Raw genomic sequence first — 25,900 nt, 5'->3', positions numbered from 1 at the left:
CCGCCTTCTATCATTGGAAGACAGCGTTAGGATTATCCAGGCTGTCGGAGCCTTCAAGCTCGATCTTGCCGATATCGAGCGACGCAATGACGCGCTCGATCGTCTTGGTCTGGTCGATCAGGCTGTCGACGGCGGTCTGCACCACCTTGTTGCCCTCGGCATTGCCTTCGCCGATCATCTGGTCATAGGCCTCGCCGCCTTCGGCACGGTCCACCAGCGCCTTGAAGGCTGCATGGCTTGCATCGAGCTTGCCCTTCATCTCGGTGTCGAGCGCGGCGTCCTTTTCCGCGACCAGCTCCGAGAGCGACGGGCCGGTCAGCTTGGAGCCGTCCGCACGGGTATATTCGCCCGTATAGACGGTCTGGATGCCGACGACGTCGTAGTAGTGCGAGTTGTGCGTGTTGTCGGAGAAGCAATCGTGCTCTTCTTCCGGATCATGCAGCAGCAGGCCAAGCTTCATGCGCTCGCCGGCAAGTTCGCCATAGGAGAGCGAGCCCATGCCGGTCAGCATGGCGGTGATGCCGGCCTTCGGGTCGGCGGTCACGTTCTTCGTGGCGTCGCCTTCCGGCGCCCAGGCGGCGACCATCTCTTCGAGGTCGGTGACGAGCAGCGACGAGGCGGCCTTCAGGTAGGCGCCGCGGCGGTCGCAATTGCCGTTGGTGCAATTGGCCTTGTCATAGTCCGAAGCCTGGCGGTTGCCAGCACCCTTGCCGGTGCCGTTCAGGTCCTGGCCCCACAGCAGGAATTCGATGGCGTGGTAGCCGGTGGCGACGTTCGCCTCGACTTCGCCCGCCTCGTGCAGTTCCTGCAGCACGGCCGGGGTGATCGTGGTCGCGTCGATCGTCTTGCCGCCGATCTCAAGCTTTGGATTGGCAATGACATTGCCGACGAAGAGCGCGTTCTCGTCGCTTTCCGTGCCGTAGCTCGGGTCGACATAGTCGATCAGGCCTTCGTCGAGCGGCCAGGCATTGACCTTGCCTTCCCAGTCGTCGACGAGCGGGTTGCCGAAGCGATAGGCTTCCGTCTGCTGGTAGGGCACGCGCGACTTCAGCCACGCTTCGCGCGCAGCCTTCAGCGTCTCGTCGTTCGGCGTGGCGATGAGCGCGTCGACTGCAGCGTCGAGCGCCTTGGCGGCCGCCAGCGAGTCGGAATATTTGGCATGGGCAATTTCAGCATAGTGCTTGACGATCGCAGCCGGATCGGCCGCCGCATGGGCGGTGCCGATGGCAAGGCTCGACGTCGCGGCAGCGAGCACGAAGGCAGCCGCGCGAAGGAAGGAAGTGGTCATGACGTCTCCTGGTGTCCTGTTCGATGTGTCCCCCGACACCGGACGTGGCGGTGCGCCTCCCTTGGCGACCGTCGCCCGGATGGCCCGGCAGGCAGGCCGGACCCGGGTTTATTCAGGCGTTATTGTCATGGACCAAATAAAAACTGGTGTCAAAGTGTATAGTTTAGAACGGTTTCAAGCTGTTCCACACATTTGACAGAGCGCAAGAGGTGCGGCGTCGCAGCCGTCAGGCCCGGCGGCCCATGGCGCAGAAGAAGAAGCCGTCCGTATCGGTGGACGCGGGCGTCAGCGTCACCGTCTTCATGTCCGTCGACCAGGGCTGCGGCTTGTCGGTGCCGAACAGGCCCTGCCAGGCCTTGGCGGCCGAAAGGATCTCGAATTCCGGGTTGTTCTCGCAGAAGGCGTGGACCTGGTTCTCGTTTTCCTGCGGCAGGATCGAACAGGTAACGTAGAGCAGCGAGCCGCCGGGGCGCACATAGGCGCTGGCATTGGCAAGCGCCTCCTGCTGCTGGCCGAGGCGTTCTTCCAGGTTCTTTTCGGTAAGGCGCCATTTGGTGTCCGGCCTGCGGCGCCAGGTGCCGGTGCCGGTGCAGGGCGCGTCGACCAGCACGCGGTCGAAACGGCCGGTGAGGGCGGCAAGGCTCGTGATGTCCTGGTGGACCTGGACATTGCGGGTGCCGGCGCGTTTCAGCCGCTCGATGATCGGGGCGAGGCGCTTGCGGTCGGTGTCGTAGGCGTGCACCTGGCCCTTGTTGTTCATCGCGGCCGCCATGGCGAGCGTCTTGCCGCCGCCGCCGGCACAGAAATCGAGCACCTGCTCGTCCTCCTGCGGCAGCACGAGATCGGCGACGATCTGCGAGCCTTCGTCCTGCACCTCGAACCAGCCCTTCTGGAAGGCGAGGTCGGCGGTGACGTTCGGCAGGCGCGACGGGCCTTCGCCGGCGGGAATGCGGATGCCCTGGCGGGCGATGGGGGAGGCGACGGCGGCGTTGCGTTCCAGCGCCTTCAGCACCTTGTCGCGGCCCGCCTTCAGCGTGTTGGCGCGCAGGTCCAGCGTCGGCCGGCCGGCAAGCGCCTTGGCCTCGTCCAGCCATTTGTCGGAAAAGTTTTCCTCGAAGGAAGGCTGGATCCATTCCGGGATGTCGCCCTGCACATGCGGTGCCGCCTCGTCGAGGTTGCGGGCGCGGAAGGCGGCAAGCGTCTCTTCGGACAGCAGCTCCGGGGCAAACCGGTCGCCGTCGAGTTCGGCGGCGATCGCCTCGGGCGTCAGGCCCCATTGGCGCAGCAGCACGGCGTGGCCAAGGGCGGTGGGGCTGTCGTCGTCCATCAGATAGGCGTGCGACAGTTTCATGCGCAGCGCGTCATAGACGATGTTGCCGATCGCGGCACGGTCGCCGGAGCCGGCGAAGCGATGGGAGAGACCCCAGTCCTTGAGCGCATCGGCGACGGGGCGCCGCCGCGTCTCGATATCCGTCAGAACCTCGATGGCTCCGGAAAGCCGCCCACCCAATCGCATACGTTTACTCCGTTTTGCGTCGTGGTAGCGGCGGAACGCGCCGAGGGCAAGCCGGCGCGGTCAGATTAGCGGCTGATCAGCCGATGACCTCGTAACAGATCTTGGCGTGGCCGGAGCGGATCATGCCGATGTTGGAGGCGGCGGCCTTGGACAGATCGAGCACGCGGCCGCGGATGAACGGGCCACGATCGTTGATGCGCACCACGACGCTCTTGCCGTTGTTCGCGTTGGTGACCTTCACCTTGGTGCCGAAGCGCAGGCTGCGGTGGGCGGCCGTCATGAGGCTGGGGTTCATGCGTTCACCGGAGGCCGTGCGCGAGTGCAGCGCATACCACGAGGCGCGGCCGCAACCGGCTGCCTGAGCATCGGTGAATGTAACGAAGGTGGAGGAGGCGGCGACGAGGGAGGCAAGAGCCACACTGGAGAGTTTGAGCACCATGTTCGGATGACCTTCCGGGCGAGTTGTGAATTTCCGCTGCTATGCTTGCCCTATGAGGAAGCAAAAGTGGCGAAAACGTGCCTCAACCGGCCGCAATTCTGTCAAAACCCGTGTGGCTATACAGTCCATCGCCCGCGATGGATTTTTAATCTTCGTTAAGATGACAGGAAAAGTTCTTCGGAATCAGTTGCTAAACTGGATCGACTGTAAAGCTGGAATGGCCGTGCGGCATTCGTGCAAATTTTCGGAAAAAACTTTCAATATTAGCAATCGCTGCGCATGAATCTGGCGGCGAAATTGGGGCAGATAAATTTATGGTTGTATGAAAGCGCAAAAGGCAACGCTGCCGGCACGCCGCCCTCAGCCCCGCCAGCGCCCGGAAGACCATAGGTCGGCGAGCGATTGACGGTAGTTCGGGAAGCGGAATTCGAAGCCGGCAGCACGCAGCTTTGCGTTCGAAACGCGCTTATTCTCTCCGTAGAAAGACCGAGCCATGGGGGAAAGTTCCGCCGTCTCGAACGGAATATCCGGCGGCACCGGCACACCCATCAGCCGGGCGGCCTCGGCAACCACGTCCTGCGGCGGGCCGGGCTCGTGGTCGGTGATGTTCCAGACGCCGCCCAGGCGCTTGCCCGCAAGGAACGGTGCCGAGCGGCCGATGTCTTCCACACGAATGCGGTTGAACACCTGCTCCGGCTTGATAAGGCGGCGGGCGGTGCCGTCCTCCATGTTGCGCAGCGCATTGCGTCCCGGCCCATAGATGCCGGAAAGGCGCAGCACGGCGACGGGCAGGCCGGAGGCCTTGCCGAAATCGAGCCAATGGTCCTCCGCCTCGACCCGTTCGACCGAACGGGCGGACACCGGGTTCAGCACCGTCTCCTCGTCCACCCAGGCGCCCTTGTGGTCGCCATAGACGCCGACGGTGGAGAGATAGCCGGCCCATTCGAGCTTGGGCATCAGGACGGAAAGCGCGGGGCTTCCGGCGCGAAACAGCGGATCGCCATCCTTGCCGGGCGCGATCGACTGCACGACATGGGTGGCGCGCGCCATGTCCGCAGCAAGCGCTTCCGAGATCGTACCGCCATCATAAAGAAGAGGCTCGATCCCGAGCGCGCGCAGGCTCTCCGCTTTTTCGGCAGAGCGCGTCGTGCCGGAGACGGAAAAGCCGGCCTCCTTGAAAACGTCGCCGATGGCCTTGCCGGAAAAACCGGCGCCGAGGATCAGGAGATGCGTCATCGACAGTCCGCCTTCGCTCTTTCATATTCCGCGCGCACATCCGCGTCCGCGTCGTCCGCCCTTCCTGCCGCAAATTCTTCGAATTCGCCAGCGGTCATCAGCCGGGAGAGCGCCCATGCGGCCATGCCCCGCACCACCGGCGCGGCATCCTCGGCGAGTTGGGCGCATCGAGCAATCAGGCCGCGGTCGCCGGAATTGCCGGCGGCGATCAGCACGTTGCGGACGAAGCGGTCGCGGCCGATGCGCTTGACGGGCGAGCCGGAGAAATGCGCGCGAAAGCCGGGATCGTCGAGCGTCAGCAGGTCGGCAATCGCCGGCGCCTTCAGCTCATCGCGCGCCTTGAGCTTCATTTCGGAGGCGCTGGCGGCGAACTTGTTCCAGGGGCAGGCGGCCAGGCAATCGTCGCAGCCATAGATGCGGTTACCGATTTTTTCGCGGAATTCTGGCTCGATCGTGCCCTTGTGCTCGATGGTGAGGTAGGAAATGCAGCGCCGCGCGTCGATCTTGTAGGGCGCCGGAAAGGCATCCGTCGGGCAGGCGTCGAGGCAGGCGCGGCAGGAGCCGCAATGGTCGCGCTCCGGCGCGTCGCGGAAGAGGTCGGCGGTGGTGAACAGGCTGCCGAGAAAGAGCCAGGAGCCGTGCGAGCGGCTGACGAGGTTGGTGTGCTTGCCCTGCCAGCCAAGCCCGGCAGCGGCTGCCAGCGGCTTTTCCATCACCGGCGCCGTATCGACGAAGACCTTCACATCCGCCCCGCCGCGCGCGGCAAACCGCGTCGCCACTTCCTTGAGCTTGCCCTTGATGATGTCGTGATAGTCGCGGTTCTGCGCGTAGACGGAGATCGCCGCCCGGTCCGGCATGGCGAGCACTTCGCGCGGATCATGCTCCGGGCCGTAATTCATGCCGAAGAGGATGACGGAGCGCACGTCGCTCCACAGCACACGCGGATCGGCGCGGCGGGCTTCCGTCTCCGCCATCCAGTCCATGGTGCCGTGATAGCCGGCGGCGAGAAAATCGGCGAGCCGGGCCGGCGCCTGTGGAATGGAATCGGGGCCGGTGATGCGACAGAGATCGAAGCCCTTGTCGGCGGCCTCCGCCTTGACGAAATCGGTCAGGCGGCGCCGGATCCTCTCGTCGCCCGACATGTGTCCGTCCTCAGAAATCGAGGTCCGCGTAGTGCGAGACCGGGGTGACGCCGCGCACGCGCTCGGCCAGCAGCGGGCGGAAGGAGGGGCGGGATTTCAGCCGCTGATACCAGTCCTTGGCCTGCGGTGCATCCGCCCAGTTTATCTCCCCCATATAGTCGAGCACCGAGATCATCGCGGCGGCGGCGAGGTCGGCGTAGCTCAGGCGATCGCCAGCGAGATAGGTGCGCGAGCCCGCAAGCCAGGAGAGGTATTTCATGTGCTGTCGGATATTGGCGCGCGAGTTGCGCAGGATCTTGCTGTCCGGCGGGCCGCCGCCCTGGTCCGGCGTCATCTGCAATTTGAAGACACGCTCGCGCACCAGCGGGCGCGTCACGTCCTGCTCCATCTTCTGCAGGAACCATTCAGTGAGCCGCCGGATCTCCGCGCGCTGAAAAGGGTCTTCGGCGAGCAGCCGGCGATCGCGCTTCAGCACGCCGTGGGTCTCGTCGAGATATTCGGAAATGATGCTCGCGCCACAGAGCGCCCGCATGCTGTCATCGACATAGACGGGCAAGGTCCCGGCCGGGTTGAGGGCCAGGAAATCGCGTCGGTTTTCCCACGGCGCCTCTTCGGCAAGCTCCGTCTGGAAGCCGTATTCGGCCAGAATCAGGCGGACAAAGCGCGAGGCGGAAGACATCGGGTGATGATAGAGTGTGGGCATGAACGCTGCTTTTACTCGTCTTGCGGAAGGGGCGATGCCGGGCCTGCCGCTTGACGCGGAGCTGATTTGGCGACGGCTGATTTGACGAACCTATAGAAATTTGGTGGTACAAACACAAGCGAATCGGGCTTTTTGCCGTAAGGCCGCTTCGTTTTCATGCTTTCCTTTTCCAGCATCAAGGAACTTTCATGGCAGACCAATCGATTGTCAGCGCCCTCATTCTCGGTCTCATCGAGGGCCTGACCGAATTCATCCCGGTGTCCTCCACCGCCCATATCCTGCTTGCCGGGCACTTTCTCGGCTTCAAGTCGCCGGGCAACAGTTTTGCCGTCCTCATCCAGCTCGGCGCCATCTTGGCGATCCTGTCCGTCTATGCGGCCAAGCTGCTGCGCATCGCCTTCGATCTGCCATCGCGCCCGGAAGCGCGCCGCTTCGTCATCAGCGTGCTCTTGGCCTTCCTGCCGGCGGCCGTCATCGGCGCCATCGCGCATGATTTCATCAAGACGGTGCTCTTCGAGACGCCGATGCTGATCTGCATTGTGCTGATCATCGGCGGCGTCATCCTCTATGTGGTCGATCGCCTGCCGCTGACGCCGCGTTATACGGATGCGATGACCTACCCGCCGTCGCTTGCCTTCAAGATCGGCCTCTGCCAGTGCCTGGCGATGATTCCCGGCACCTCGCGCTCGGGTGCGACGATCGCCGGCGCCCTGCTGCTCGGCACCGACAAGCGTTCGGCGGCGGAGTTCTCGTTCTTCCTCGCCATGCCGACTATGGTCGGCGCCTTCACGCTCGATCTCTACAAGAACCGCGATGCGCTGTCCTCGGATGACCTCGTGGTGATCGGGGTGGGCTTCGCGGCCGCTTTCGTCGCGGGCCTCTTCGTCGTGCGCAAGCTGCTCGACTTCGTCTCTCGCCGCGGCTTCACGCTGTTCGCCATCTGGCGAATCGTCGTGGGCACGCTCGGCCTGATCGGCCTTCTCGTTTTCGGCTAAAGATGTTTTGCTTTGGCCGGTCTAGGACCGGCCGAAGCTTACTTGACCGATGCGGTCGTGCAGGGGTCGACGCCGTAGGCCGGCGAACAGCCGTGCTTGCCGGCAGACACCGTTCCCGGCGCGGCAAAGGATCCGGCTACGATGATCAGAGCCGAAAATCCGAAGAAGATTGCAATTGCCTTGCCCATGGGCCGGGAGCCTCTCAAAGTCCTGAAAATACGCCGCAGAACTGTCATCAGTACGACGCGACGGGGGCGGTGTTTATTCGCTGGTCCGACGACAATCAATATCGCGTCATGCTGAATCACGGGTAAATGCCACGCAGCTTTTTTTAACCGCTGCATAAGTGCAACAGAGTGCTCAAAGCGCTTTCGAAAAAGAACCGGCCGCCGCGGGGTTTTCCCTCGCGGCGGCCGGTTTTCATTGCGGCGACGGATGCGTCAGGCCGTCTTGTCGATCTTGGTGAACTGGCCCTGCTGGCGGTAGCGCACGAGATAGCTCGGCAGGATCGCTTCGACGAGGGTCGGCTGGATGCCGATGGCCTCAAGGGTGCGGCCTTCGCTGCGGGCCGCCTCGGAGACGATGGTGTCCGAGCGCAGCAGCGTCACCTGGTCGGAGGTCAGCGGCGGTGCGATGAAGGGCACCAGCGAGGCGATGGAACCGATCAGCGAGGCGATGCCGAAGGGCAGCGACACGAGCGGGTTCTTGCGGTCGACGACGCGCAGCATCAATTCCAGACACTGGCGGAAGGTCAGCACTTCCGGGCCGCCGAGTTCGTAGATGCGGCCGCGTTCGATCGTGCCGTCCACGGAGCGGGCGACGGCTTCGGCGACGTCGGCGACATAGACCGGCTGGAACTTCGTGTGACCGCCGCCGATCAGCGGCAGGACCGGCGCATAGCGTGCCATGGTGGCGAACTTGTTGAAGAAGCCGTCCTCCGGCCCGAAGATGATGGAGGGGCGCAGGATGACGGCATCCGGCACGGTACGCAGCACGGCGGCTTCACCGCGGCCCTTGGTGCGGCCGTAGGACGATTCCGACTTCTCGTTGGCGCCGATCGCGGAAATATGGGTGAGCTTGGCGCCGGCAGCCCGGGCAGCCTCCGCCACGGCGCGGGCGCCAAAATCCTGGACGGCGTCGAAGGTGTTGCGGCCGGCCTCGAAGAGCACGCCGACGCAGTTGACGACGTGGTCGGAGCCCTCGACGGCGCGGTCGACGGACTGGCGGTAACGCAGGTTCGCCTGGACGAAGGAAATCTGGCCGACGCCGCCGATCGGCTGGAGGAAGCCGGCGAGATCCGGGCGGCGGACCGCCACGCGGATGCGGTAGCCGCGGCGCGCCAGCGCGCGCACCACATGACGCCCGACGAAGCCCGAGCCGCCGAAGACGGTGACGAGCGGCGGAAGGTTGGACAAGGTCATGCGGGCAGCTCCTGAAGAGTAGGAAAGGTGGGTAGGGCCTACATAGCCCAAAGCGCCGGCAAGGTGAAGCGCGGCGAAGCGTCTCTCCTGCCGGGGTTTTCGCGGTAACTCAGATGCCTTCGACGACCACCATTTCCGCATCCGCCACTTCCTGGCGGATGGCGGCGGCGATCTGGTATTCCGGCGAGTTGTAACAGTCGACGGCGGCTTGCAGCGAGGGGAACTCGATGATCACGTTGCGGGCGCGAACCTCGCCTTCGAGACGCTCGAATGCACCGCCGCGGGCGATGAAATTTGCGCCGTATTTTTCGAAGGCCGGCTTGGCGGCGGCGACATAGTCCTTGTAGCGCTCGGTATCACGCACATCGACCCGTGCAATCCAGTAGCCCTTCGGCATGTCTCTCTCCCTTGGTTTCAGGCGTTCAGCGCGCCGTCCATTTCGGCGAGGATCGCCCTGGTGGCGGCAAGCGGGTCGGCGGCGTTGACGATCGGCCGGGCGACGACGAGGTGGCTGGAACCGGCCTTCAGCGCATCGGCCGGCGTCATCACGCGCTTCTGGTCGCCAAGCTCTGCGCCCGCGGGGCGGATGCCGGGGGTGACGATCGCCATGTCGGCGCCGACGATCTTGCGCACCGCATTCGCCTCCTCGGCGGAGCAGACGACGCCACCCATGCCGGCGATGCGCGCCTGTTCGGCGCGGCGCAGCACCAGCGTGTGCGGATCATATTCATAGCCGGCGTCGATGACGTCCTTGGCATCCATGGAGGTGAGGACCGTGACGCCGAGCAGGCAGAGGTCGGATCCCCTGGCGGCGGAAACCGCGGCGGCCATGGCCTTCGGATAGGCATGCAGGGTGAGCATGGACATGCCCATCTTGACGATGTTTTCCACGCCCTTGGCCACCGTGTTGTCGATGTCGAGCAGCTTCATGTCGAGGAAGACCTTCTTGCCGTCCTTGGCAAGGTCGCGGGCGAATTCGAGGCCGCCGGCGAAGACCAGCTGGTAGCCGATCTTGTAGAAGAGGGCGGTGCTGCCGAGGGTGCGAACCACCTTTTCCGCCTCCGCGATGGTTGGAACATCGAGGCCAACGATCAGGCGGTCGCGCGCGGACATGGTCAAAACCCTTTCCAAGATTCGATTGGCGTCCAGTCGCATGTGACAGCGCGGTCTGCAAGCCGGAAAGCGAAAAGATTGCCGCCCCCGCCCGGCTGGTCGCCGTCGCGACGGATCGGCGTGCCTTTCAGATGGCACTTCAGCAGCGTGCCGACGCCACCATGGCCGACGAAGGCGATGGGGACGGTCGGGTCGTGGCCGGCCAGCACGCGCTCGACGGCGGCAACGATGCGCGCCTGCGCATCCACCGCCCGCTCCCAACCGCGAAAGCTCGTTTCCGGATGGGCGAAGAATTCATCCGCCGCCGCCTCGAAGGCGGGAGGCGGCAGAAAACCCGTGGCGGAGCGGTCGTTCTCACCCATGGCATGGTCGGTCTCGACCGGGATGCGGCCGCCGGCAAGAATGTTTGCCGTCTCGATCGCCTTGCGCTCGGTGCTGGCGACGAAGCGGCCGATCTGCCGAGCCCAGTCGGCGTCGGCAGCAAGCAAGGCCCGCTCGCGGCCGCGCTCGGAAAGCGCCCAGTCGGGCACGGGCACGGCCGGGTCGATCAGCACCTGCGGATGGGTAATATAGAGCGCGAACATCGCCGCCGCTCAGTGCGTGCGGCGGTAGGTCCACAGCTGCGCCGGCGGGATGTTGCGCACGACGAAGTCGAGATGGCTGATCTGGTAGCGGTCCGGCATGGCGATGACGGGGGAGAGCGGACCGTAGGAGATCTGCACGACGGGGCGGCCGACGGGAATACGCGTCAGCAGGTCCTCGATCATCGAAACGCGCTTGTGCATCGGGAAGTTCAGCAGCGGCACGGCGGAAACGACGCTGTCGAAGGTCGTCTCGCGCAGGTCGCCGAGCGTCTTGTCGAGATCGAAGGCGTCGCCGTTGATGAAGTTCACACCATGGAAGCGCTCGACGAGGTGATTGTAGAAATCCGTGGAGAATTCGACCGAAGTCAGCTTTTCCGGGGCAAGTCCGGTGCCGAGGATCGCCTTGGTGATGACGCCTGTGCCGGGACCGAGTTCCAGCACGGGAAGGCCGGAGGCGGGATTGACGACGCTCGCCATGCGGCGCGCAGTGATGGAGGAGGTGGGAATGATCGAGCCGACCGCCCGCGTATTGCTCATCCAGCCCTTGAAGAAGCGAATCTCGTCGTCGAATTTCTTGCCGAGCCGTTCCTTGACCTTCACACGCAGCGTCATGCCGTCCCCCTTCATGGTATCGCTTTTCCGGCCGGCGGCGGGCGTCATTCCCGTCCGCGCATTCGACCATGGCGAATATGTGACGCGGTTTGCGTCAAAAACAAGTCTGATTGCGCCGTCGCCCGCAAGTTTCTAGAGCAGTTCCAGCAAAAGTGCGAAGCGGTTTTGCGTCCGGAATTGCGTAAAAACAAAGAAGGCGGCGTTGCCAGGTAAAAAAGAACCCGCCGGATAGCCGGCGGGTTCCACAACGGTTTCCCGATGCTGCCGGCCGCCTATACGCGCATCGGCATGAGCACATAGAGCGCGTCGTCGCCGGCGAGATCGCGCACCAGCGTCGGCGAGCCCGGATCGGCCAGCATGAACACGGCTTCCGTGCCGGAAAGCTGCGAGGTGATGTCGAGCAGGTATTTGGCGTTGAAGCCGATTTCTAGCGGATCGTTGTCGTAGCCGACCGCCAGTTCTTCCGTCGCACTGCCCGAATCCGGGTTGTTGACGGTGAGCGTCAGCTGACCTTCGCCAAGCGCCAGCTTCACGGCGCGGCCGCGCTCGGAGGAAATGGTGGAAACGCGGTCGACGGCCTGCGCGAAGGACTGGCAATCGATCTTCAGTTCCTTGTCGTTGTTGGTCGGGATCACGCGCTGGTAATCCGGAAAGGTGCCGTCGATGAGCTTCGAGGTCAGCACGATCGAGCCGATGGTGAAGCGGATCTTCGCATCGGACACTTCGACCGTGACGACGAGCTCCGGATTGTCGACCAGCTTCTGGAGTTCGCCGACCGTCTTGCGCGGAATGATTATGCCCGGCATGCCTTCCGAGCCCGAGGGCGCTTCGACATCGGCGCGGGCGAGGCGGTGGCCGTCGGTGGCGACGGCCCGCAGCTTCAGCGCGCCGTTGCTCTCGATCGTGTGGATGAAGATGCCGTTCAGGTAATAGCGGGTCTCTTCCGTCGAGATCGCGAACTGCGTGCGATCGATCAACATCTTCAGGTCCGTCGCCTTGAGGCGGAACGTGTGGGAAAAGCTGCCGGCGGTGAGGTCCGGGAAGTCAGATTGCGGCAGGCATTGCAGCGAGAATTTCGAGCGGCCGGAGGTGACCGTCATCGAGGAGCCATCGGCGTTGGTGGCGAGCGCCACTTCCGAACCGTCGGAGAGTTTGCGCACGATGTCGTAGAGGAGATGCGCGGGAACAGTCGTGGCACCCGCCTGCTCGACCTGCGCCGGCGTCGCCTCGGTGATTTCCAGGTCGAGGTCGGTCGCCTTCATGTCGAGGCTGGCGCCGTCCGAGCGCAGGAGCACGTTCGAGAGGATCGGGATCGTGTTGCGGCGCTCGACCACGCGGTGAACGTGGTTCAGCGACTTCAGGAGATTGGACCGCTCGAGAGTAATGCGCATGGATGTATCGCTTTCGACCGCTTGCACGCCGGAGCACCGGCGCGGCATTGCCTTGGAATTCCGGCAGGCGCCGGATGGATGTGGACGGGCAAAATGGCAGAAACAGGCGGACGATTGCAAGTGCTAACGGCGCCGGACACAGGATAGTCAACCGCCGGACCTTGCGAGGGCATCGGCGCTCGCCCATAAGGAGGGGAAATGCGGCCGTCCAGCGGCTGGAAAGGTGACGGACGATGCGGGATGAAGGTGCGGCAAGCGGGACGGGTGCAAGTGCGAAAACCTTTCGCCTGCACAATGCCGTGATCCCCGCCCGGCCGCAGGAGCCGGCGCTCTATCTGGTCGCCACCCCCATCGGCAATCTCTCGGACATCACGCTGCGCGCGCTGGAAACGCTCGCCGGTGCGGATGTTCTCGCCTGCGAGGACACCCGCGTTACCCGCGTGCTGCTCGATCGCTACGGCATCGTCAACCGGCCCTATGCCTATCACGAGCACAATGCGGACGAGGCCGGCCCGCGCCTCATTGCGGCGCTCGAAGCCGGTAAATCCGTGGCTCTAGTCTCCGATGCCGGTACGCCGCTGGTCTCCGATCCCGGTTATCGCCTGGCGCTGATGGCCATCGACGCCGGCCACCGTGTCGTGCCGATCCCCGGCGCCTCCGCCCCGCTCGCCGCCCTCGTCGGTTCCGGCCTGCCGAACGATGCCTTTTTCTTCGCCGGATTCCTGCCCTCGAAGGACAAGGCGCGACGCGATCGTCTCGCCGAGCTGGCAAGCGTCCCGGCAACGCTCCTCTTCTTTGAATCGCCGCACCGTATAGCGGCGACCGTCGCTGCCGCGGCTGACGTGCTGGGCGAGGGACGGGCGGCCTGCGTGTGCCGCGAACTCACCAAGACCTTCGAGGAATTCCGGCGTGGCCCGCTCGGCGACCTCGCCGCCTTCTATGGCGACGGCCACACCGTCAAGGGCGAGATCGTCTTCGTCATCGCCCCGCCGGGCGAGGCGGCCGCACCCGAGGCTGCGGATGTCGACCGGCTGCTTACGGCGCTCGTGAAGGACATGTCGGCCGGCAAGGCGGCGACCGAGGCGGCGCGCCAGACCGGCCTGCCGCGCCGCGATCTCTACCAGCGCCTCATCGACCTGAAGGGTGGCGATGCGGGATAAGGCGGCCGATCCGAACCGGCTCAAAGCCTTCCGCCGCGGACATGTCTCCGAATATATCGCCGCGCTCTGCCTGATGGCCAAGGGCTATCGCATCCGCGCCATCCGCTACAGAACGAAGATCGGCGAGATCGACATCATCGCGCGGCGCGGCGATCTCGTCGTCTGCGTGGAAGTGAAAGCCCGGCGCGATGTCGACAGCGCCGTCTTCGCCGTCACCGCAACCACCCAGAACCGCATCCGTGCGGCGAGCGAAGTCTGGCTTTCCCGCCAGCCGGACGGCCATCGCCTGTCGCTGCGCTATGACATCGTCGCCGTGCGGCCCTGGCGTTTTCCCAAACACCTTGTGGATGCGTTCTGAGCAAAAGGAAAATGTAACGAAACTGACACGAAACCGTAACGCGCCCGTCACGGTCGCTCATTAGTGCACCCCTCACACCAAATCCGGTGAAGAGGAGCAACCCATGTTCAAGCCGCTTTCCCTCGCAGGTTTCGCACTCGCCGTTTCCGCTTCGGCCTCGATGGCCGCCACCAACATCACCTGGTGGCACGGCATGGCCGGCCGCAATGGCGAAGTCATCAACGAAGTCGCCCAGAAGTTCAACGCTGCGCAGTCCGCCTGCGCGCTGACGCCGGTTTCCAAGGGCACTTACGAAGAGGCGCTGGCTTCCGGCATCGCCGCCTTCCGTTCGGGCGAACAGCCGAACATCCTCCAGGTCTTCGACGCCGGTGCGGCGACGATCATCAACGCGCCTGGCGCCGTCATCCCGGCTGAAGACCTGATCAACGGTGCCGGCTACAAGTTCGACCGCGAAGCCTTCATCGAGGGCGTGCGCTACTTCTACGCCGCGCCGGATGGCAAGTTCGTCGGCATGCCGTTCAACTCCTCGGCGCCGATCATGTATGTCAACACCGAAGCCCTCGAAAAGGTCGGCGTCGAAGCCCCGAAGACCTGGGAAGAGTTCGAGGCCATCGCGCCGAAGCTCAAGGAAGCCGGCTACCTGCCGCTCGTCCAGTCGCAGCTGACCTGGCAGTTCACGGAAAACTTCTTCTCGCGCCACAACATCCAGTTCGCGACGAACAACAACGGTTACGACACGGTCGTCGACACCAAGATCAACATGACGGACCCGAACCTCGTCATGATGTTCACCAAGCTCAAGGCCTGGGCTGACGAAGGCTACTTCGGCTATTACGGCGCCGGCTGGAACGACAACCAGAAGCTCTTCGAAGAGGGCAAGGCCGCCTTCTGGATCGGCTCCTCGGGTTCGTTCGGCGGCCTCCAGAAGACCGCGCAGAAGCCGTTCTCGGCAACCTTCCTGCCCTATTGGAACAGCATCCAGGGTGCTGGCACCAACACCTTCATCGGCGGCGCTGCTCTCTTCGCCATGTCCGGCAAGCCGGAAGCCGAAAACAAGTGCACGGCCGACTTCTTCCAGTTCCTGACCTCGCCGGAAATCCAGAAGTTCTACCACGAGGCAACCGGCTACGTCGCCATCACCACGGCTGCCTACGAACTCACCAAGTCCGAAGGCTACTACAAGGAGAAGCCGGCGGCCGAAGTCGGCATCCAGCAGCTCATGCTGCCGTCGGGCGAATGGTCGAAGGGCTACCGCCTCGGCTTCTACCCGCAGATCCGCGAGATCATGGAGCGTGAATACGGCCGCATCTTCGCCGGCGAAACCACGGTCGAAGAAGCCCTGAAGACGATCGAGACCGAAGCGAACGAACTGCTCGCCCGCTTCGCCAAGACCGCCGGCTGATACTGCCATCCGCTGAAATTCGTGCCGGGGGCGTCCTGCTCCCGGCACGCCGCTATGAAGGTGGCTCCATGAAGCGCGTGCAATTCTCGTCGCCCTATCTGCCCTATCTCTTTATCGCGCCGCAGATGGCGATCATCTTCGTGTTCTTCTACTGGCCGTCCGTGCAGGCGATCCAGTCGTCCTTCTATCTCGAAGACCCGTTCGGCTTCGGCTCCACCTTCGTGGGCCTTTCCAACTACTCCGATGCGCTGGGCTCCGTGCAGTACCAGTCGATTGCCCGCTTCACCGTGCTCTTCACGGTGCTCGTCACCTTCCTGTCGCTGGGCATCGGCATGCTGCTCGCGGTGAAGGCGGATGCGGTGTTGAAGGGCAGCTCGACCTACAAGACGCTGCTGATATGGGTCTATGCCATCGCCCCGCCGGTCGCCGGCCTCATGGGCATGATGTTCTTCGACCAGCATATCGGCCCGCTCGTCAAGCTCGCGGCCTTCTTCGGCTGGGACATGAAGGTCGGGCTCAACTACAACGACACGGCAATCGCCATGATCATCGTGTCGGTCTGGAAGCAGATCCCCTACAATTTCATCTTCATCCTCTCGGGCCTTCAGGGCATCCCGGTCTCGATCCGCGAGGCCGCCGCCATCGATTGCCGCTCCGGCATGCGCCGCTTCTGGACGATGACGCTGCCGCTGCTCGCTCCCACCGCCTTCTTCCTGCTCATCATCAACATGACCTATTCGCTGTTCGACACCTTCGGCGTCATCGACGTGATGGTGAAGGACAAGGCGGCCAACAACCCGATCACGCTCGTCTACAAGGTCTACATGGACGGCTTCCGCGGCAACGACCTCGGTGGTTCCTCGGCGCAATCCGTCATCCTGATGATCGTCGTCTTCGTGCTCACCATCTTCCAGTTCCGCTTCATCGAGCGGCGCGTCCATTACAATTGAGAGGGCGCCCGCCATGTACCGCACCCGTTTGCTCGACCACGTCATTCTCCTGATCGGCGTCTTCATCATGGTGGCCCCCGTGGTGGTGGCCTTCATGACCTCTACCCACGAGGCGGCCGACATCCACCGCAACGGCCTGTCTCTCACCTGGGGCGGCTATTTCACCGAGACCTACAACACCGTGCTCACCCGCAAGGGCGGCTTTACCGGCGAGATCACCGGCGCGCGCATGATCTGGAACTCGCTGATCCTCGGCGTCGGCTTTGCCGCCGGCAAGATCATCCTGTCGATGCTTGCCGCCTACGCCATCGTCTATTTCCGCTTCAAGCTCGGCACGCTGTTCTTCTGGATGATCTTCACCACGCTGCTGCTACCGCTCGAAGTGCGCATCCTTCCCTCCTATGAAGTGATGAACAAGCTTTCGCTCACCAACACCTATACCGGCCTCATCGTGCCGCTGCTCGCGTCTGCCACCGGCACCTTCTACTTCCGCCAGTTCTTCAAGTCCGTGCCGGAGGAACTGCTGGAGGCCGCGCGCATCGATGGTGCGGGGCCGTTCAAGTTCTTCATCGACATTCTCGTGCCGCTGTCGCGCACCATGATCGCGGCGATCTTCATCATCATGTTCGTCTATGGCTGGAACCAGTATCTCTGGCCCACGCTGATGACCACGGACGAGCGCTTCTTCACGCTGGTGCGCGGCATCAAGCAGATCCTGCTCGTCTGGGTCGGCTCCAACATTCCCGACTATAACGAGGCCTTTGCGCTGGCGATCCTCGCCATGCTGCCGCCGGTGATGATCGTGATGATCTTCCAGCGGTGGTTCATCAAGGGCCTCACCGAAAGCGACAAATAAGGAGCCTGTCCCATGGCATCGATCGGTATCAAGGACGTATCCAAGATCTACAATGGCGGCGTGACCGCGGTCAGTTCCGTCTCGATCGACATCGCCGACGGCGAGTTCATCGTGCTCGTCGGCCCGTCCGGCTGCGGAAAGTCGACGCTCCTGCGCATGGTCGCCGGGTTGGAGGCGATCAGCGAGGGCAGCGTGACGATCGGCGACCGCGTCGTCAACGAGGTCGACCCGGCCGACCGCGACATCGCCATGGTCTTCCAGAACTACGCGCTCTACCCACATATGTCGGTCTACGAAAACCTCGCCTACGGCCTGAAAAACCGCCGCACGCCGAAGGCCGAGATCGACGCCCGCGTTGCGGAAGCCGCCCGCATGCTGGAACTCCAGCCCTATCTGGAGCGAAAGCCTCGCGCGCTGTCCGGCGGCCAGCGCCAACGTGTTGCCATGGGCCGCGCCATCGTGCGCAAGCCCTCGGCCTTCCTGTTCGACGAGCCGCTGTCGAACCTCGATGCCAAGCTGCGCGTCTCCATGCGCGGCGAGATCAAGCGCCTGCAACGCCGCGTCGGCACGACGTCGATCTACGTCACCCACGACCAGCTCGAAGCCATGACGCTCGCCGACCGGCTCGTCGTGCTTTCCGGCGGGAAAATCGAGCAGATCGGCCGCCCGCTCGACGTCTACCATCGCCCGGCCACAACCTTCGTCGCGAGCTTCATCGGCTCGCCCGCCATGAACCTCGTCAGCGGCGAGCTGCACGGCGGCAAGCTCGCGCTTGGCCCCGCCCTCATCGATCTCGGTGCAACGGTGCCGACGCAGGGCGCGGTGACCGTGGGTCTGCGCGCCGAAGACCTGCACATCCACGACGGCGCAAAGGGCGACCTGCCTTTCCGCATCGACTATGTCGAGGAACTGGGCTCGCAGCGCCTCGTGCACGGCGTCGTCGGCGACCAGCCGCTCGTCGCGGCCATCCCGTCGGAAATCCCGCTGCCGGAAACCGCCTCGCTCTCCATCGCCACAGCCAAGCTGCACTTCTTCGACAGCAAGAGCGGCCAGCGCATCGACTGGTCGGGCGAGGGCGCCGTCGCAGCCAGCATTCCCGCCATGGAGGTCGCCGCATCATGATCCGCGAAACCGTCGATCGACTTGCTGCTCCCACCAGCATGGAACGCGCCGCCATTGCAGGCCTCGAAAAATCCATCGCCGCGCATGACGCCCATATGGCCGATCTCGCCTGCATGAATGCGGTGGAGGCCGGCGGCAGCGCCGAGCGCGCCGAGCCGCTGCCCTTCCCCTTCACGGTCGCCGCCTGGAACCTGGAGCGCTGCCTGTTTCCAATGGAAAGCGCCGAACATCTGGGTGCCACCGGCGCGGAGATCGTGCTGCTCTCCGAGATGGACGACGGCATGGCCCGCACCCGCCAGCGCCACACGACCGCGGAAGTCGCCGAAGAGCTCGGCATGGCCTATCTCTACGGCGTCGAATTCGTCGAGCTCGGCCTCGGCTCCGATACCGAGCTGGAATTCTGCAAGGACCAGTTCAACCGTCGCGGCCTGCACGGCAACAGCCTGCTCTCCACCGTGCCGCTGCACGAGGCCTTCCTGCTGCGCCTCCCGGGCGAGCGCCTGTGGTTCACGGGCGAGGTCGACCAGCCGCGGCTCGGCGAGCGCATGGCGATCGGCGCGGTGATCAACACGGAATCCGGCCCGCTCGTGCTGGCCTCCACCCATTTCGAAAGCGCCACCACCGCCGCCTATCGCGAGCGCCAGATGGTCGGCCTCATCGATGCGCTGGAAGAAGCCTTCCCCGGCCGCCCCATGCTCATCGGCGGCGATCTCAACACCGGCAACCACGCCGACGGCGATTTCGAGGCCGAGGGCCTTTTCGCCCGCGCGGCCGAGCGCGGCTTCACCCGCCACGGCGGCCCGCTCGACGTCATGACGACGCGCCGCAGCCTCATCACCCGATGGCCCGAGCGTTCGATGAAGCTCGACTGGTTCCTGTCGCGCGGCCTTTCGGTGTCGGATACGCGCATCGTCTCCTCGCTCTCGCCGGCCGGCCGGCCGCTATCCGACCACGACCTCATCACCTGCCGCATCGACAGTTTCGCCTGAGCGCTGCGCGCCCGTTGCGCTCGCCCCTCGGGCACCTTAAATGTGTCGGGCATTCCTGAGGGGACTTTTCATGGCAAAGATCAAGAACGTCGCGGTCCAGATGGACCATGTGTCGACCATCAATATCGCCGGCGATTCCACCTTCGCCATGAGCATCGAGGCGCAAAGCCGCGGCTACAAGCTCTTCCACTACACGCCGGATCGCCTGAGCCTGCGCGACGGCACGGTCTATGCCACGGTCGAGCCGATGGAGCTGCGCGACGTCAAGGGCGACCACTACACGCTCGGCACCCCGGAGCGCGTCGATCTCTCGACCATGGATGTGGTGCTGCTGCGCCAGGACCCGCCTTTCGACATGTCCTACATCACTTCGACGCACCTGCTCGAGCGCATCCACCCCAAGACGCTGGTCGTCAACGATCCGGCCTGGGTGCGCAACTCGCCGGAGAAGATCTTCGTCACCGAATTCGCCGACCTGATGCCGGCAACGCTGATCACCCGTGATCCGGCCGAAATTCGCCGCTTCCGCGACGAGATGGGCGACATGATCCTGAAGCCGCTCTATGGCAATGGCGGCGCCGGCGTCTTCCATTCGACGAAGGACGACCGCAACCTCTCGTCGCTCCTGGAAATGTTCGGCCAGATGTTCCGCGAGCCCTTCATCGCCCAGCAATATCTGCCGGACGTGCGCAAGGGCGACAAGCGCATCATCCTCGTCGATGGCGAGCCCGTCGGCGCCATCAACCGCGTGCCCGCCGAACACGACGCGCGCTCCAACATGCATGCCGGCGGCCGCCCCGAGCCGACGGAGCTGACGGCGCGCGAAAAGGAAATCTGCACCCGCATCGGCCCCGCGCTGCGCGAGCGCGGCTTCCTCCTCGTCGGCATCGACGTCATCGGCGATTACATGACCGAGATCAACGTCACCTCGCCCACCGGCATCCGCGAGGTGAAGAAATTCGGCGGCGCCGACATCGCCGCCCTGCTCTGGGACGCCATCGAAAAGAAGCGCTAATGGTGCGCGCGGGACGTTCCGTTCGCGAACGTCCCGCCTTCGTTCCGCAAATGCAACCGCGCACAACCAGCACGCGGAAAATCTTCTCGTAAGTTCTATAATTGTTCTTGTTTCATTCCGAATTCCATGCCAGATTTCCAGCTGCAACCCAGGGGCGGTTGCGAGGGTCGTTTTCGGCCAGGGCGAGCGGAGTCCATCATGGTGGCGCGGGTCAGTACGATTGCGTTTCAGGGCATCGAGGGCGTGCCCGTCGATGTGCAGGTCATGGTGGCGCCCGGCAAGGTCGGCATGCAGATCGTCGGGCTGGCGGACAAGGCGGTCGCCGAAAGCCGGGAACGGGTGCAGGCCGCGCTGCACGCCTCCGGCCTGTCGCTGCCGCCGAAGCGGGTGACGGTCAATCTCGCGCCCGCCGATCTGCCGAAAGAGGGCAGCCACTACGATCTCGCCATCGCGCTCGGCCTCATGATGGCGCTCGGCGCCCTGCCGGGTGACGCGCTGGACGACTATGTCGTCATCGGCGAACTCAATCTTGACGGCACGATTGCCGCGGTCGCCGGAGCGCTGCCCGCCGCCATGGGCGCAAACGCACTCGGCAAGGGCGTAATCTGCCCGGCGGAAAACGGTGCGGAAGCCGCCTGGGCCGGCGGCGGCCTCGATATTCTCGCGCCGCGCAGCCTGATCGCGCTCGTCAATCACTTCAAGGGCACGCAGGTCCTGTCGCGCCCCGCGCCTGCCATTCGGGCGCCGGCCGGCGACCTGCCGGATCTCGCCGATATCCGCGGCCAGGAAAGCGCCAAGCGGGCACTGGAAGTGGCGGCCGCCGGCAACCACAATCTCCTGATGGTCGGTCCGCCCGGTTCGGGAAAATCCATGCTCGCCGCGCGCCTTGCCGCCATCCTGCCGCCGCTCTCGCCGGCGGAGCTCCTCGAAGTCTCGATGATCCATTCCATCGCCGGCCAGCTCTCCGGCGGCCGCCTGTCGGATCGCCGGCCCTTCCGCACGCCGCACCACTCCGCCACCATGGCCGCTCTTGTCGGCGGCGGCGCCCGGGCACGGCCGGGAGAGGCCTCGCTTGCCCATAATGGCGTGCTCTTTCTCGACGAACTGCCGGAATTCTCGCCGCAGGCACTCGATGCGCTGCGCCAGCCGCTCGAGACCGGCGAATGCATTATCGCCCGCGCCAACCATCGCGTCAGCTACCCCGCCGCCGTTCAGCTCGTCGCCGCCATGAACCCCTGCCGCTGCGGCATGGCAGGCGAACCCGGCCGCCAATGCGCTCGCGGCCCGCGCTGCGTGAGCGACTACCAGGCCCGCGTCTCCGGCCCGCTGATGGACCGCATCGATATCCGCATCGACGTGCCGGCCGTCTCCGCGACGGACCTCATCCGCCCGATGGCGGCCGAGACGAGTGCCACCGTCGCCCGCCGCATCGCCCGCGCCCGGGCCTTGCAGATCGATCGTTTCGCCCGCCTCGGCATGGGTGGCGTAACGAGCAATGCCCGCGCCTCGACGGCCCTCGTCGAAAAGGTCGCCGAACCCGACCCCGGCGGCCTCCAGCTCTTGCGCGACGCCGCGGAAAAGATGCGCTTTTCCGCCCGCGGCTACCATCGCATCCTCAAGGTTGCCCGCACGCTGGCCGATCTCGACGAAGCCGCGATCGTCGGCCGCATCCACCTGGCGGAAGCGATTTCCTATCGCATTGTCGGGGATCGAATGGCGGCAATGGCGTGATTGCGCGGCGGCGGCTGAGTAGCGCAGCCAACCGCTAAGAGCAGCGTCTAGGCGGGACCTTTGAAAACCGCTTCGATCCGGTGCCCGTCCGGATCGACGACGAAGGCAGCATAATAGGATGGTCCATAGTCGGGCCGAAGCCCCGGAGCACCATTGTCGCGCCCACCGGCCGCAAGGGCTGCTTGGTGGAAAGCATCCACGGCCTGCCGGTCCGGCGCGGCGAAGGCGACATGGAAGCCGGCGCCCGGTGCCACGGCGGCATCGCCATGCTCCTTGAAGGCGAGCTTGTCGCCACCGCCGGGCGGTCCGTAGCCGACGGCTTGGCCCGCTTCGCCGGGCCGGATATCCGACCAGACCCGGCCATAGCCGAGCGGCGCGAGCGCGGCGTCATAGAAGGCCGCTGCGCGCAAAATGTCGGAAACGCCGAGGGAGAGGTGATGGATCATGCTGTCCCGTACGGGAAAAGGCCCGCTGCGCGCTGGTGCAACGGGCCGCCCGATCTCAGCCGCCGAGGCCTTCGAAAAGCGCCGTCGAAAGATAGCGCTCGGCGAAGGAAGGGATGATGACGACGATGGTCTTGCCGGCGTTTTCCGGACGGCTGCCCACCTTTACGGCGGCGGCCAGCGCGGCACCGGAAGAGATTCCGACCGGCACGCCTTCGAGCCGCGCAACGAGGCGGGCATTTTCGAAGGCCTCGTCATTGGTGACGGGCACGACCTCGTCATAGACGGAGGTATCGAGGATCGCCGGGGCAAAACCGGCACCGATACCCTGGATCTTGTGCGGACCGGGATTGCCGCCGGAGAGGACCGGGCTGTCGGCCGGCTCGACCGCGATGACCTTGAAGCCGGGCTTCTTCGCCTTCAGCACCTGGCCGGCGCCGGTGATCGTGCCGCCGGTGCCGATGCCGGAAACGAGGATGTCGACGGCGCCCTCCGTGTCGTTCCAGATCTCTTCGGCCGTCGTCTTCCGGTGGATTTCGGGGTTGGCCGGGTTTTCGAACTGCTGGGGAATGATTGCGTCCGGAATGCTTGCGGCCAGTTCCTCGGCTTTGGCGATCGCGCCCTTCATGCCCTTCGGCCCCTCGGTCAGCACCAGTTCGGCGCCGAGCAGCGCCAGCATCTTGCGGCGCTCGACGGACATGGTCTCCGGCATGGTGAGGATGAGGCGATAGCCCTTTGCGGCGGCGGCGAAGGCAAGTGCGATGCCCGTATTGCCCGAGGTCGGCTCGACCAGCGTCGACTTGCCGGGCGTGATCTTGCCCTGCGCTTCCAGCGCCTCGATCATCGCGACGCCGATGCGGTCCTTGACGGAAGCGATCGGGTTGAAGAATTCGAGCTTGGCGAGAAGGTTGGCGACGACGCCCTTCTCCTTGGCAAACTTGTCGAGCCGCACGATGGGCGTATCGCCAATCGTCTCGGTGATGGAGGCGTAGATTCGGCCACGGCCGGGCTTGCGGGTGTCGGTCATCGGGGGCTCCCTCGGTTCTCGTTACCGGAGAAGATAGGAGCGAATGCCGCCGGAGACGAGTCCGGATTTCGCGACAAAAGCGTTGGAAGCGGAATATTCGGATACCGATCCGGGAAAAGCCGGATCGATAACCTCAGGCCGCGCGGGTCGCGATATAGGCGGCGGTGCCGGCGAGAATGCCGGCAGCCACGCGGTTCATCCGCTGCAACGCCTTCGGCTGCTTGAGCAGAAGCCGGGCGCGCGAGGCGAGCGCGATATAGGGCACCAGCACGATCAGCAGCACGACGAAGGTCGCGGCGAGCAGCACGCCATATTCCTCAAGGCCGATCGCTTCGAGGTCGACCAGCGTCGGCACGAGCGCCACGTAGAACAGCATGGTCTTCGGATTGCCGAGCGTCACGAACAGGCCGGACAGGAAGGACATGGTCATGCTGGTCGAGCGTCGTGCCTCGATATTCTGTGGCAAGAGGCCGGTCGTCCAGAGCTTCCAGGCGATATAGCCGAGATAGAGGGCGCCGGCGATCTTGATCAGCATGAAGGTCGTGGTGAAGGTCTGCGCGATGAAGGCGAGGCCGAGGATGACCGCGGTGAGATAGATCATGTCGCCGAGGATGAGGCCGAGCCCCATGAAGAGGGTCGGCCGGAAGCCGGAGCCGAGCGCGCGGGCGACGATCGCCGTGATCCCGGGACCGGGAATGATGGCGGCGATGAACAGCGCACCGCAATAGGCGATCAGCACGGCAATGGTCATGGCAGGCTCCTTGGGCTGACGCTCTTTTAGCGCTGCCGATATCCTGCGGCAATGGTTTTGCGGCCGACGCCTTGCCGCAAGCGCGGCTGCGGGATAGTCCTTCTTCAGATCGTCCAAGGAGAGCATGCCATGCCAGACCTGACCGGCCTTGCCGCCTTCGCCCTCATCGCGCTCGGCATGGTGCTCACCCCCGGGCCGAACATGATCTATCTCGTCTCTCGCTCGATCTGCCAGGGGCCGGCGGCCGGCCTCGTGTCGCTCTGCGGCGTGGCGCTCGGCTTCGTCTTCTACATGCTGTCGGCGGCGCTCGGCATCACCGCACTCGTGATGGCGGTGCCCTATGCCTATGATGCGCTGCGGCTTGCCGGCGTGCTCTACCTGGCCTGGCTCGCCTGGCAGGCGCTGCGCCCCGGTGGCCGCTCCGCCTTCGAGGTCAAGGCCCTGCCGCGCGACGGCAACCGGAAACTCTTCCTGATGGGGCTTTTGACGAGCCTGCTCAACCCGAAGATCGCGGTGCTCTACCTCTCCCTGCTGCCGCAGTTCATCGACCCGGCAAAGGGCAGCGTCTTCCTGCAATCGCTCGTGCTCGGCGGCACGCAGATTGCCATCAGCGTCAGCGTCAACGCGCTGATCGCCGTTTCGGCCGGCTCGATTGCCGCGCTCCTCGCCGCTCGCCCGCGCTGGCTTTTGATACAGCGCTGGCTGATGGGGACGGTGCTGGCCGGGCTCGCGCTGCGCATGGCGATGGAAGCCCGCCGCTGATCAGAACTCCGCCATCGGCGACAATGCGAAGGACCGCTCCGGTCGCAGATCGGGCGCGGCGCGCAGCATGAGCACCATGTCGCCGCCATCCGCAACGGCCTCGCCGTCCCATCCCAGATGATCGGCGGCAAAGTGCACGGTGACCCGGGGCGGCGAGACCCGCAGGCTCGCCAGAATATCGGCAAGTGCGGGAATGCCTGCGCCGACCACATCCAGCAGTTCAAAGCCACCGTCCTCGCCCGCCTGCCAGGCAATGACGGCATCGTGCTTTTCCATCAGGTCGAGACGCAGGTCCGGCATCAGCGATGCGTTGAAGAGGAACATTTCCCGCTGCCGCAGCGGCGCGAAACGGTCGGAAACCGGCCGGCGGGCACCCAGTAGCCGGCTAAGCAAGGCAATGTCGGCTTCGCTCTCGATGTCGAGCCGCCGAACCGGGCTGACGCGCCCACCCACGGGTGCAGCGCCGGCAAAACGATGCTGCGCCAGCGTGCGGAAACCAAGGCGCGTGTAGAGGTCCGGCTTGTCGGTCAACAGCGCGACGGCTTCGAACCCTTCCGCATCGCAATGGTCGAGCGCCGCCTCCATCACATCGCGAAAAAGCCCCTGGCCGCGATGGCTTGGCCGCACGGCTCCGGATTGCAGGCCGGCGGCGCGCACGAAGGTGCCGTTGATGACGAGCGGCAGCGAGAAGACGCTGATATTGGCGATGCAGGTGCCGTTCGCATCGAACCACGCGAAGGGCACGCTGGTCGGGTCCGGCCCGCCCAGCCGGTCGAGCGCGGTGATCCCGATGCCGAATGTGTCTTCCAGCAGGTCGGCAAGCGCGCGCCAGGCGGCGGTGTCGCCAAGATAGTCGGAGCGGAAGACCAGCCCCGGCCGGTCGGCAGGCATGGT

The 25,900-nt window shown here is 64.8% G+C and carries 28 protein-coding genes; 11 read left to right on the top strand and 17 right to left on the bottom strand.

From position 1 onward, the window contains the following. Positions 1 to 10: 10 nt before the first annotated feature. The 6 genes from J2Y63_RS15250 to J2Y63_RS15225 form a co-directional block, all read right to left on the bottom strand. Positions 11 to 1,288 (bottom strand): imelysin family protein, encoded by a 1,278-nt coding sequence (locus J2Y63_RS15250; protein WP_435266771.1) that lies wholly within the window; start codon positions 1,286 to 1,288, stop codon positions 11 to 13. A gap of 226 nt (positions 1,289 to 1,514) precedes the next feature. Further along, entirely contained in the window at positions 1,515 to 2,804 is a 1,290-nt protein-coding gene (locus J2Y63_RS15245; protein WP_435266770.1) for an RsmB/NOP family class I SAM-dependent RNA methyltransferase, read from the bottom strand. A 76-nt stretch (positions 2,805 to 2,880) separates the two neighbouring features. After that, the gene (locus J2Y63_RS15240) at positions 2,881 to 3,243 is read right to left on the bottom strand and encodes a septal ring lytic transglycosylase RlpA family protein (RefSeq protein ID WP_256118157.1); all 363 of its coding nucleotides are present in this window, start codon (positions 3,241 to 3,243) and stop codon (positions 2,881 to 2,883) included. 360 nt (positions 3,244 to 3,603) lie between these two features. After that, positions 3,604 to 4,479, bottom strand: a complete 876-nt coding sequence (locus J2Y63_RS15235; RefSeq protein WP_435266769.1) for an NAD-dependent epimerase/dehydratase family protein — start codon at positions 4,477 to 4,479, stop codon at positions 3,604 to 3,606. Further along, positions 4,476 to 5,621: a tRNA epoxyqueuosine(34) reductase QueG gene (gene queG, locus J2Y63_RS15230; RefSeq protein WP_435266768.1), complete on the bottom strand. Its 1,146-nt coding sequence runs from the start codon at positions 5,619 to 5,621 to the stop codon at positions 4,476 to 4,478. The genes J2Y63_RS15235 and queG overlap by 4 nt, the downstream gene beginning before the upstream one ends. Before the next feature lie 10 nt (positions 5,622 to 5,631). Next, positions 5,632 to 6,324 (bottom strand): glutathione S-transferase family protein, encoded by a 693-nt coding sequence (locus J2Y63_RS15225; protein ID WP_256118154.1) that lies wholly within the window; start codon positions 6,322 to 6,324, stop codon positions 5,632 to 5,634. 188 nt (positions 6,325 to 6,512) lie between these two features. Between J2Y63_RS15225 and J2Y63_RS15220 the strand changes: the two genes are divergently transcribed. After that, positions 6,513 to 7,319, top strand: a complete 807-nt coding sequence (locus tag J2Y63_RS15220; RefSeq protein WP_435266767.1) for an undecaprenyl-diphosphate phosphatase — start codon at positions 6,513 to 6,515, stop codon at positions 7,317 to 7,319. Positions 7,320 to 7,357: 38 nt separating this feature from the next. Here the strand turns inward: J2Y63_RS15220 and J2Y63_RS15215 are convergent, their stop codons facing one another. The 7 genes from J2Y63_RS15215 to dnaN form a co-directional block, all read right to left on the bottom strand. After that, positions 7,358 to 7,507, bottom strand: a complete 150-nt coding sequence (locus tag J2Y63_RS15215; RefSeq protein WP_256118151.1) for a hypothetical protein — start codon at positions 7,505 to 7,507, stop codon at positions 7,358 to 7,360. A 252-nt stretch (positions 7,508 to 7,759) separates the two neighbouring features. After that, positions 7,760 to 8,740, bottom strand: coding sequence for a complex I NDUFA9 subunit family protein (locus tag J2Y63_RS15210; RefSeq protein ID WP_435266766.1), 981 nt, complete (start codon positions 8,738 to 8,740; stop codon positions 7,760 to 7,762). Positions 8,741 to 8,849: 109 nt separating this feature from the next. After that, positions 8,850 to 9,137 (bottom strand): DUF1330 domain-containing protein, encoded by a 288-nt coding sequence (locus tag J2Y63_RS15205; protein WP_435266765.1) that lies wholly within the window; start codon positions 9,135 to 9,137, stop codon positions 8,850 to 8,852. Between the two features lie 17 nt (positions 9,138 to 9,154). Next, a complete protein-coding gene (pyrF, locus tag J2Y63_RS15200) occupies positions 9,155 to 9,853 on the bottom strand; it encodes an orotidine-5'-phosphate decarboxylase (protein ID WP_435266764.1) in 699 nt (232 codons plus the stop codon). 2 nt (positions 9,854 to 9,855) lie between these two features. Then, positions 9,856 to 10,437: a histidine phosphatase family protein gene (locus J2Y63_RS15195; protein WP_435266763.1), complete on the bottom strand. Its 582-nt coding sequence runs from the start codon at positions 10,435 to 10,437 to the stop codon at positions 9,856 to 9,858. 9 nt (positions 10,438 to 10,446) lie between these two features. Beyond that, positions 10,447 to 11,049 (bottom strand): phospholipid N-methyltransferase PmtA, encoded by a 603-nt coding sequence (pmtA, locus tag J2Y63_RS15190; RefSeq protein ID WP_256118144.1) that lies wholly within the window; start codon positions 11,047 to 11,049, stop codon positions 10,447 to 10,449. Between the two features lie 272 nt (positions 11,050 to 11,321). Continuing rightward, the gene (dnaN, locus tag J2Y63_RS15185) at positions 11,322 to 12,440 is read right to left on the bottom strand and encodes a DNA polymerase III subunit beta (protein ID WP_256118143.1); all 1,119 of its coding nucleotides are present in this window, start codon (positions 12,438 to 12,440) and stop codon (positions 11,322 to 11,324) included. 233 nt (positions 12,441 to 12,673) lie between these two features. Between dnaN and rsmI the strand changes: the two genes are divergently transcribed. The 9 genes from rsmI to J2Y63_RS15140 all read left to right on the top strand — a co-directional run bounded on the left by rsmI (position 12,674) and on the right by J2Y63_RS15140 (position 22,023). After that, positions 12,674 to 13,600 (top strand): 16S rRNA (cytidine(1402)-2'-O)-methyltransferase, encoded by a 927-nt coding sequence (rsmI, locus tag J2Y63_RS15180; RefSeq protein WP_435266762.1) that lies wholly within the window; start codon positions 12,674 to 12,676, stop codon positions 13,598 to 13,600. After that, complete coding sequence (locus J2Y63_RS15175) at positions 13,590 to 13,958, top strand: YraN family protein (RefSeq protein WP_435266761.1); 369 nt, start codon at positions 13,590 to 13,592, stop codon at positions 13,956 to 13,958. Before rsmI ends, J2Y63_RS15175 begins: the two co-directional genes overlap by 11 nt. A 103-nt stretch (positions 13,959 to 14,061) precedes the next feature. Further along, positions 14,062 to 15,360: an extracellular solute-binding protein gene (locus tag J2Y63_RS15170; RefSeq protein WP_435266760.1), complete on the top strand. Its 1,299-nt coding sequence runs from the start codon at positions 14,062 to 14,064 to the stop codon at positions 15,358 to 15,360. Between the two features lie 17 nt (positions 15,361 to 15,377). Beyond that, positions 15,378 to 16,310: an ABC transporter permease subunit gene (locus tag J2Y63_RS15165; protein ID WP_435266944.1), complete on the top strand. Its 933-nt coding sequence runs from the start codon at positions 15,378 to 15,380 to the stop codon at positions 16,308 to 16,310. Between the two features lie 13 nt (positions 16,311 to 16,323). Continuing rightward, positions 16,324 to 17,166 carry a sn-glycerol-3-phosphate ABC transporter permease UgpE gene (ugpE, locus tag J2Y63_RS15160; protein WP_435266759.1) on the top strand — a complete coding sequence of 281 codons (843 nt, stop codon included), beginning with the start codon at positions 16,324 to 16,326 and terminating at the stop codon, positions 17,164 to 17,166. A 12-nt stretch (positions 17,167 to 17,178) separates the two neighbouring features. Next, positions 17,179 to 18,288 carry an ABC transporter ATP-binding protein gene (locus tag J2Y63_RS15155; RefSeq protein ID WP_435266758.1) on the top strand — a complete coding sequence of 370 codons (1,110 nt, stop codon included), beginning with the start codon at positions 17,179 to 17,181 and terminating at the stop codon, positions 18,286 to 18,288. Beyond that, positions 18,285 to 19,277, top strand: coding sequence for an endonuclease/exonuclease/phosphatase family protein (locus J2Y63_RS15150; RefSeq protein ID WP_435266757.1), 993 nt, complete (start codon positions 18,285 to 18,287; stop codon positions 19,275 to 19,277). Before J2Y63_RS15155 ends, J2Y63_RS15150 begins: the two co-directional genes overlap by 4 nt. 70 nt (positions 19,278 to 19,347) lie before the next feature. Beyond that, complete coding sequence (gene gshB, locus J2Y63_RS15145; protein WP_435266756.1) at positions 19,348 to 20,292, top strand: glutathione synthase; 945 nt, start codon at positions 19,348 to 19,350, stop codon at positions 20,290 to 20,292. Positions 20,293 to 20,490: 198 nt separating this feature from the next. Continuing rightward, positions 20,491 to 22,023 (top strand): YifB family Mg chelatase-like AAA ATPase, encoded by a 1,533-nt coding sequence (locus tag J2Y63_RS15140; protein WP_435266755.1) that lies wholly within the window; start codon positions 20,491 to 20,493, stop codon positions 22,021 to 22,023. A gap of 47 nt (positions 22,024 to 22,070) precedes the next feature. Here the strand turns inward: J2Y63_RS15140 and J2Y63_RS15135 are convergent, their stop codons facing one another. The 3 genes from J2Y63_RS15135 to J2Y63_RS15125 all read right to left on the bottom strand — a co-directional run bounded on the left by J2Y63_RS15135 (position 22,071) and on the right by J2Y63_RS15125 (position 24,244). Next, on the bottom strand, positions 22,071 to 22,469 hold the full coding sequence (locus tag J2Y63_RS15135) for a VOC family protein (protein ID WP_435266754.1): 399 nt from the start codon (positions 22,467 to 22,469) through the stop codon (positions 22,071 to 22,073). A gap of 55 nt (positions 22,470 to 22,524) precedes the next feature. After that, the gene (gene cysK / locus J2Y63_RS15130; protein WP_435266753.1) at positions 22,525 to 23,493 is read right to left on the bottom strand and encodes a cysteine synthase A; all 969 of its coding nucleotides are present in this window, start codon (positions 23,491 to 23,493) and stop codon (positions 22,525 to 22,527) included. A gap of 133 nt (positions 23,494 to 23,626) precedes the next feature. Further along, positions 23,627 to 24,244 (bottom strand): LysE family translocator, encoded by a 618-nt coding sequence (locus tag J2Y63_RS15125; RefSeq protein WP_435266752.1) that lies wholly within the window; start codon positions 24,242 to 24,244, stop codon positions 23,627 to 23,629. A 129-nt stretch (positions 24,245 to 24,373) separates the two neighbouring features. On the opposite strand from J2Y63_RS15125, the gene J2Y63_RS15120 reads away from it, so the two are divergent. After that, positions 24,374 to 25,006, top strand: a complete 633-nt coding sequence (locus tag J2Y63_RS15120) for a LysE family translocator (protein ID WP_435266751.1) — start codon at positions 24,374 to 24,376, stop codon at positions 25,004 to 25,006. Here the strand turns inward: J2Y63_RS15120 and J2Y63_RS15115 are convergent, their stop codons facing one another. After that, positions 25,007 to 25,897, bottom strand: coding sequence for a GNAT family N-acetyltransferase (locus tag J2Y63_RS15115; RefSeq protein WP_435266750.1), 891 nt, complete (start codon positions 25,895 to 25,897; stop codon positions 25,007 to 25,009). Positions 25,898 to 25,900: the final 3 nt, after the last annotated feature.

The sequence above is a fragment of the Shinella sp. BE166 genome, from assembly GCF_051201095.1.
Classification (GTDB): Bacteria; Pseudomonadota; Alphaproteobacteria; order Rhizobiales; family Rhizobiaceae; genus Shinella; species Shinella lacus.
This window is presented reverse-complemented; position numbering and strand designations above follow the sequence as displayed.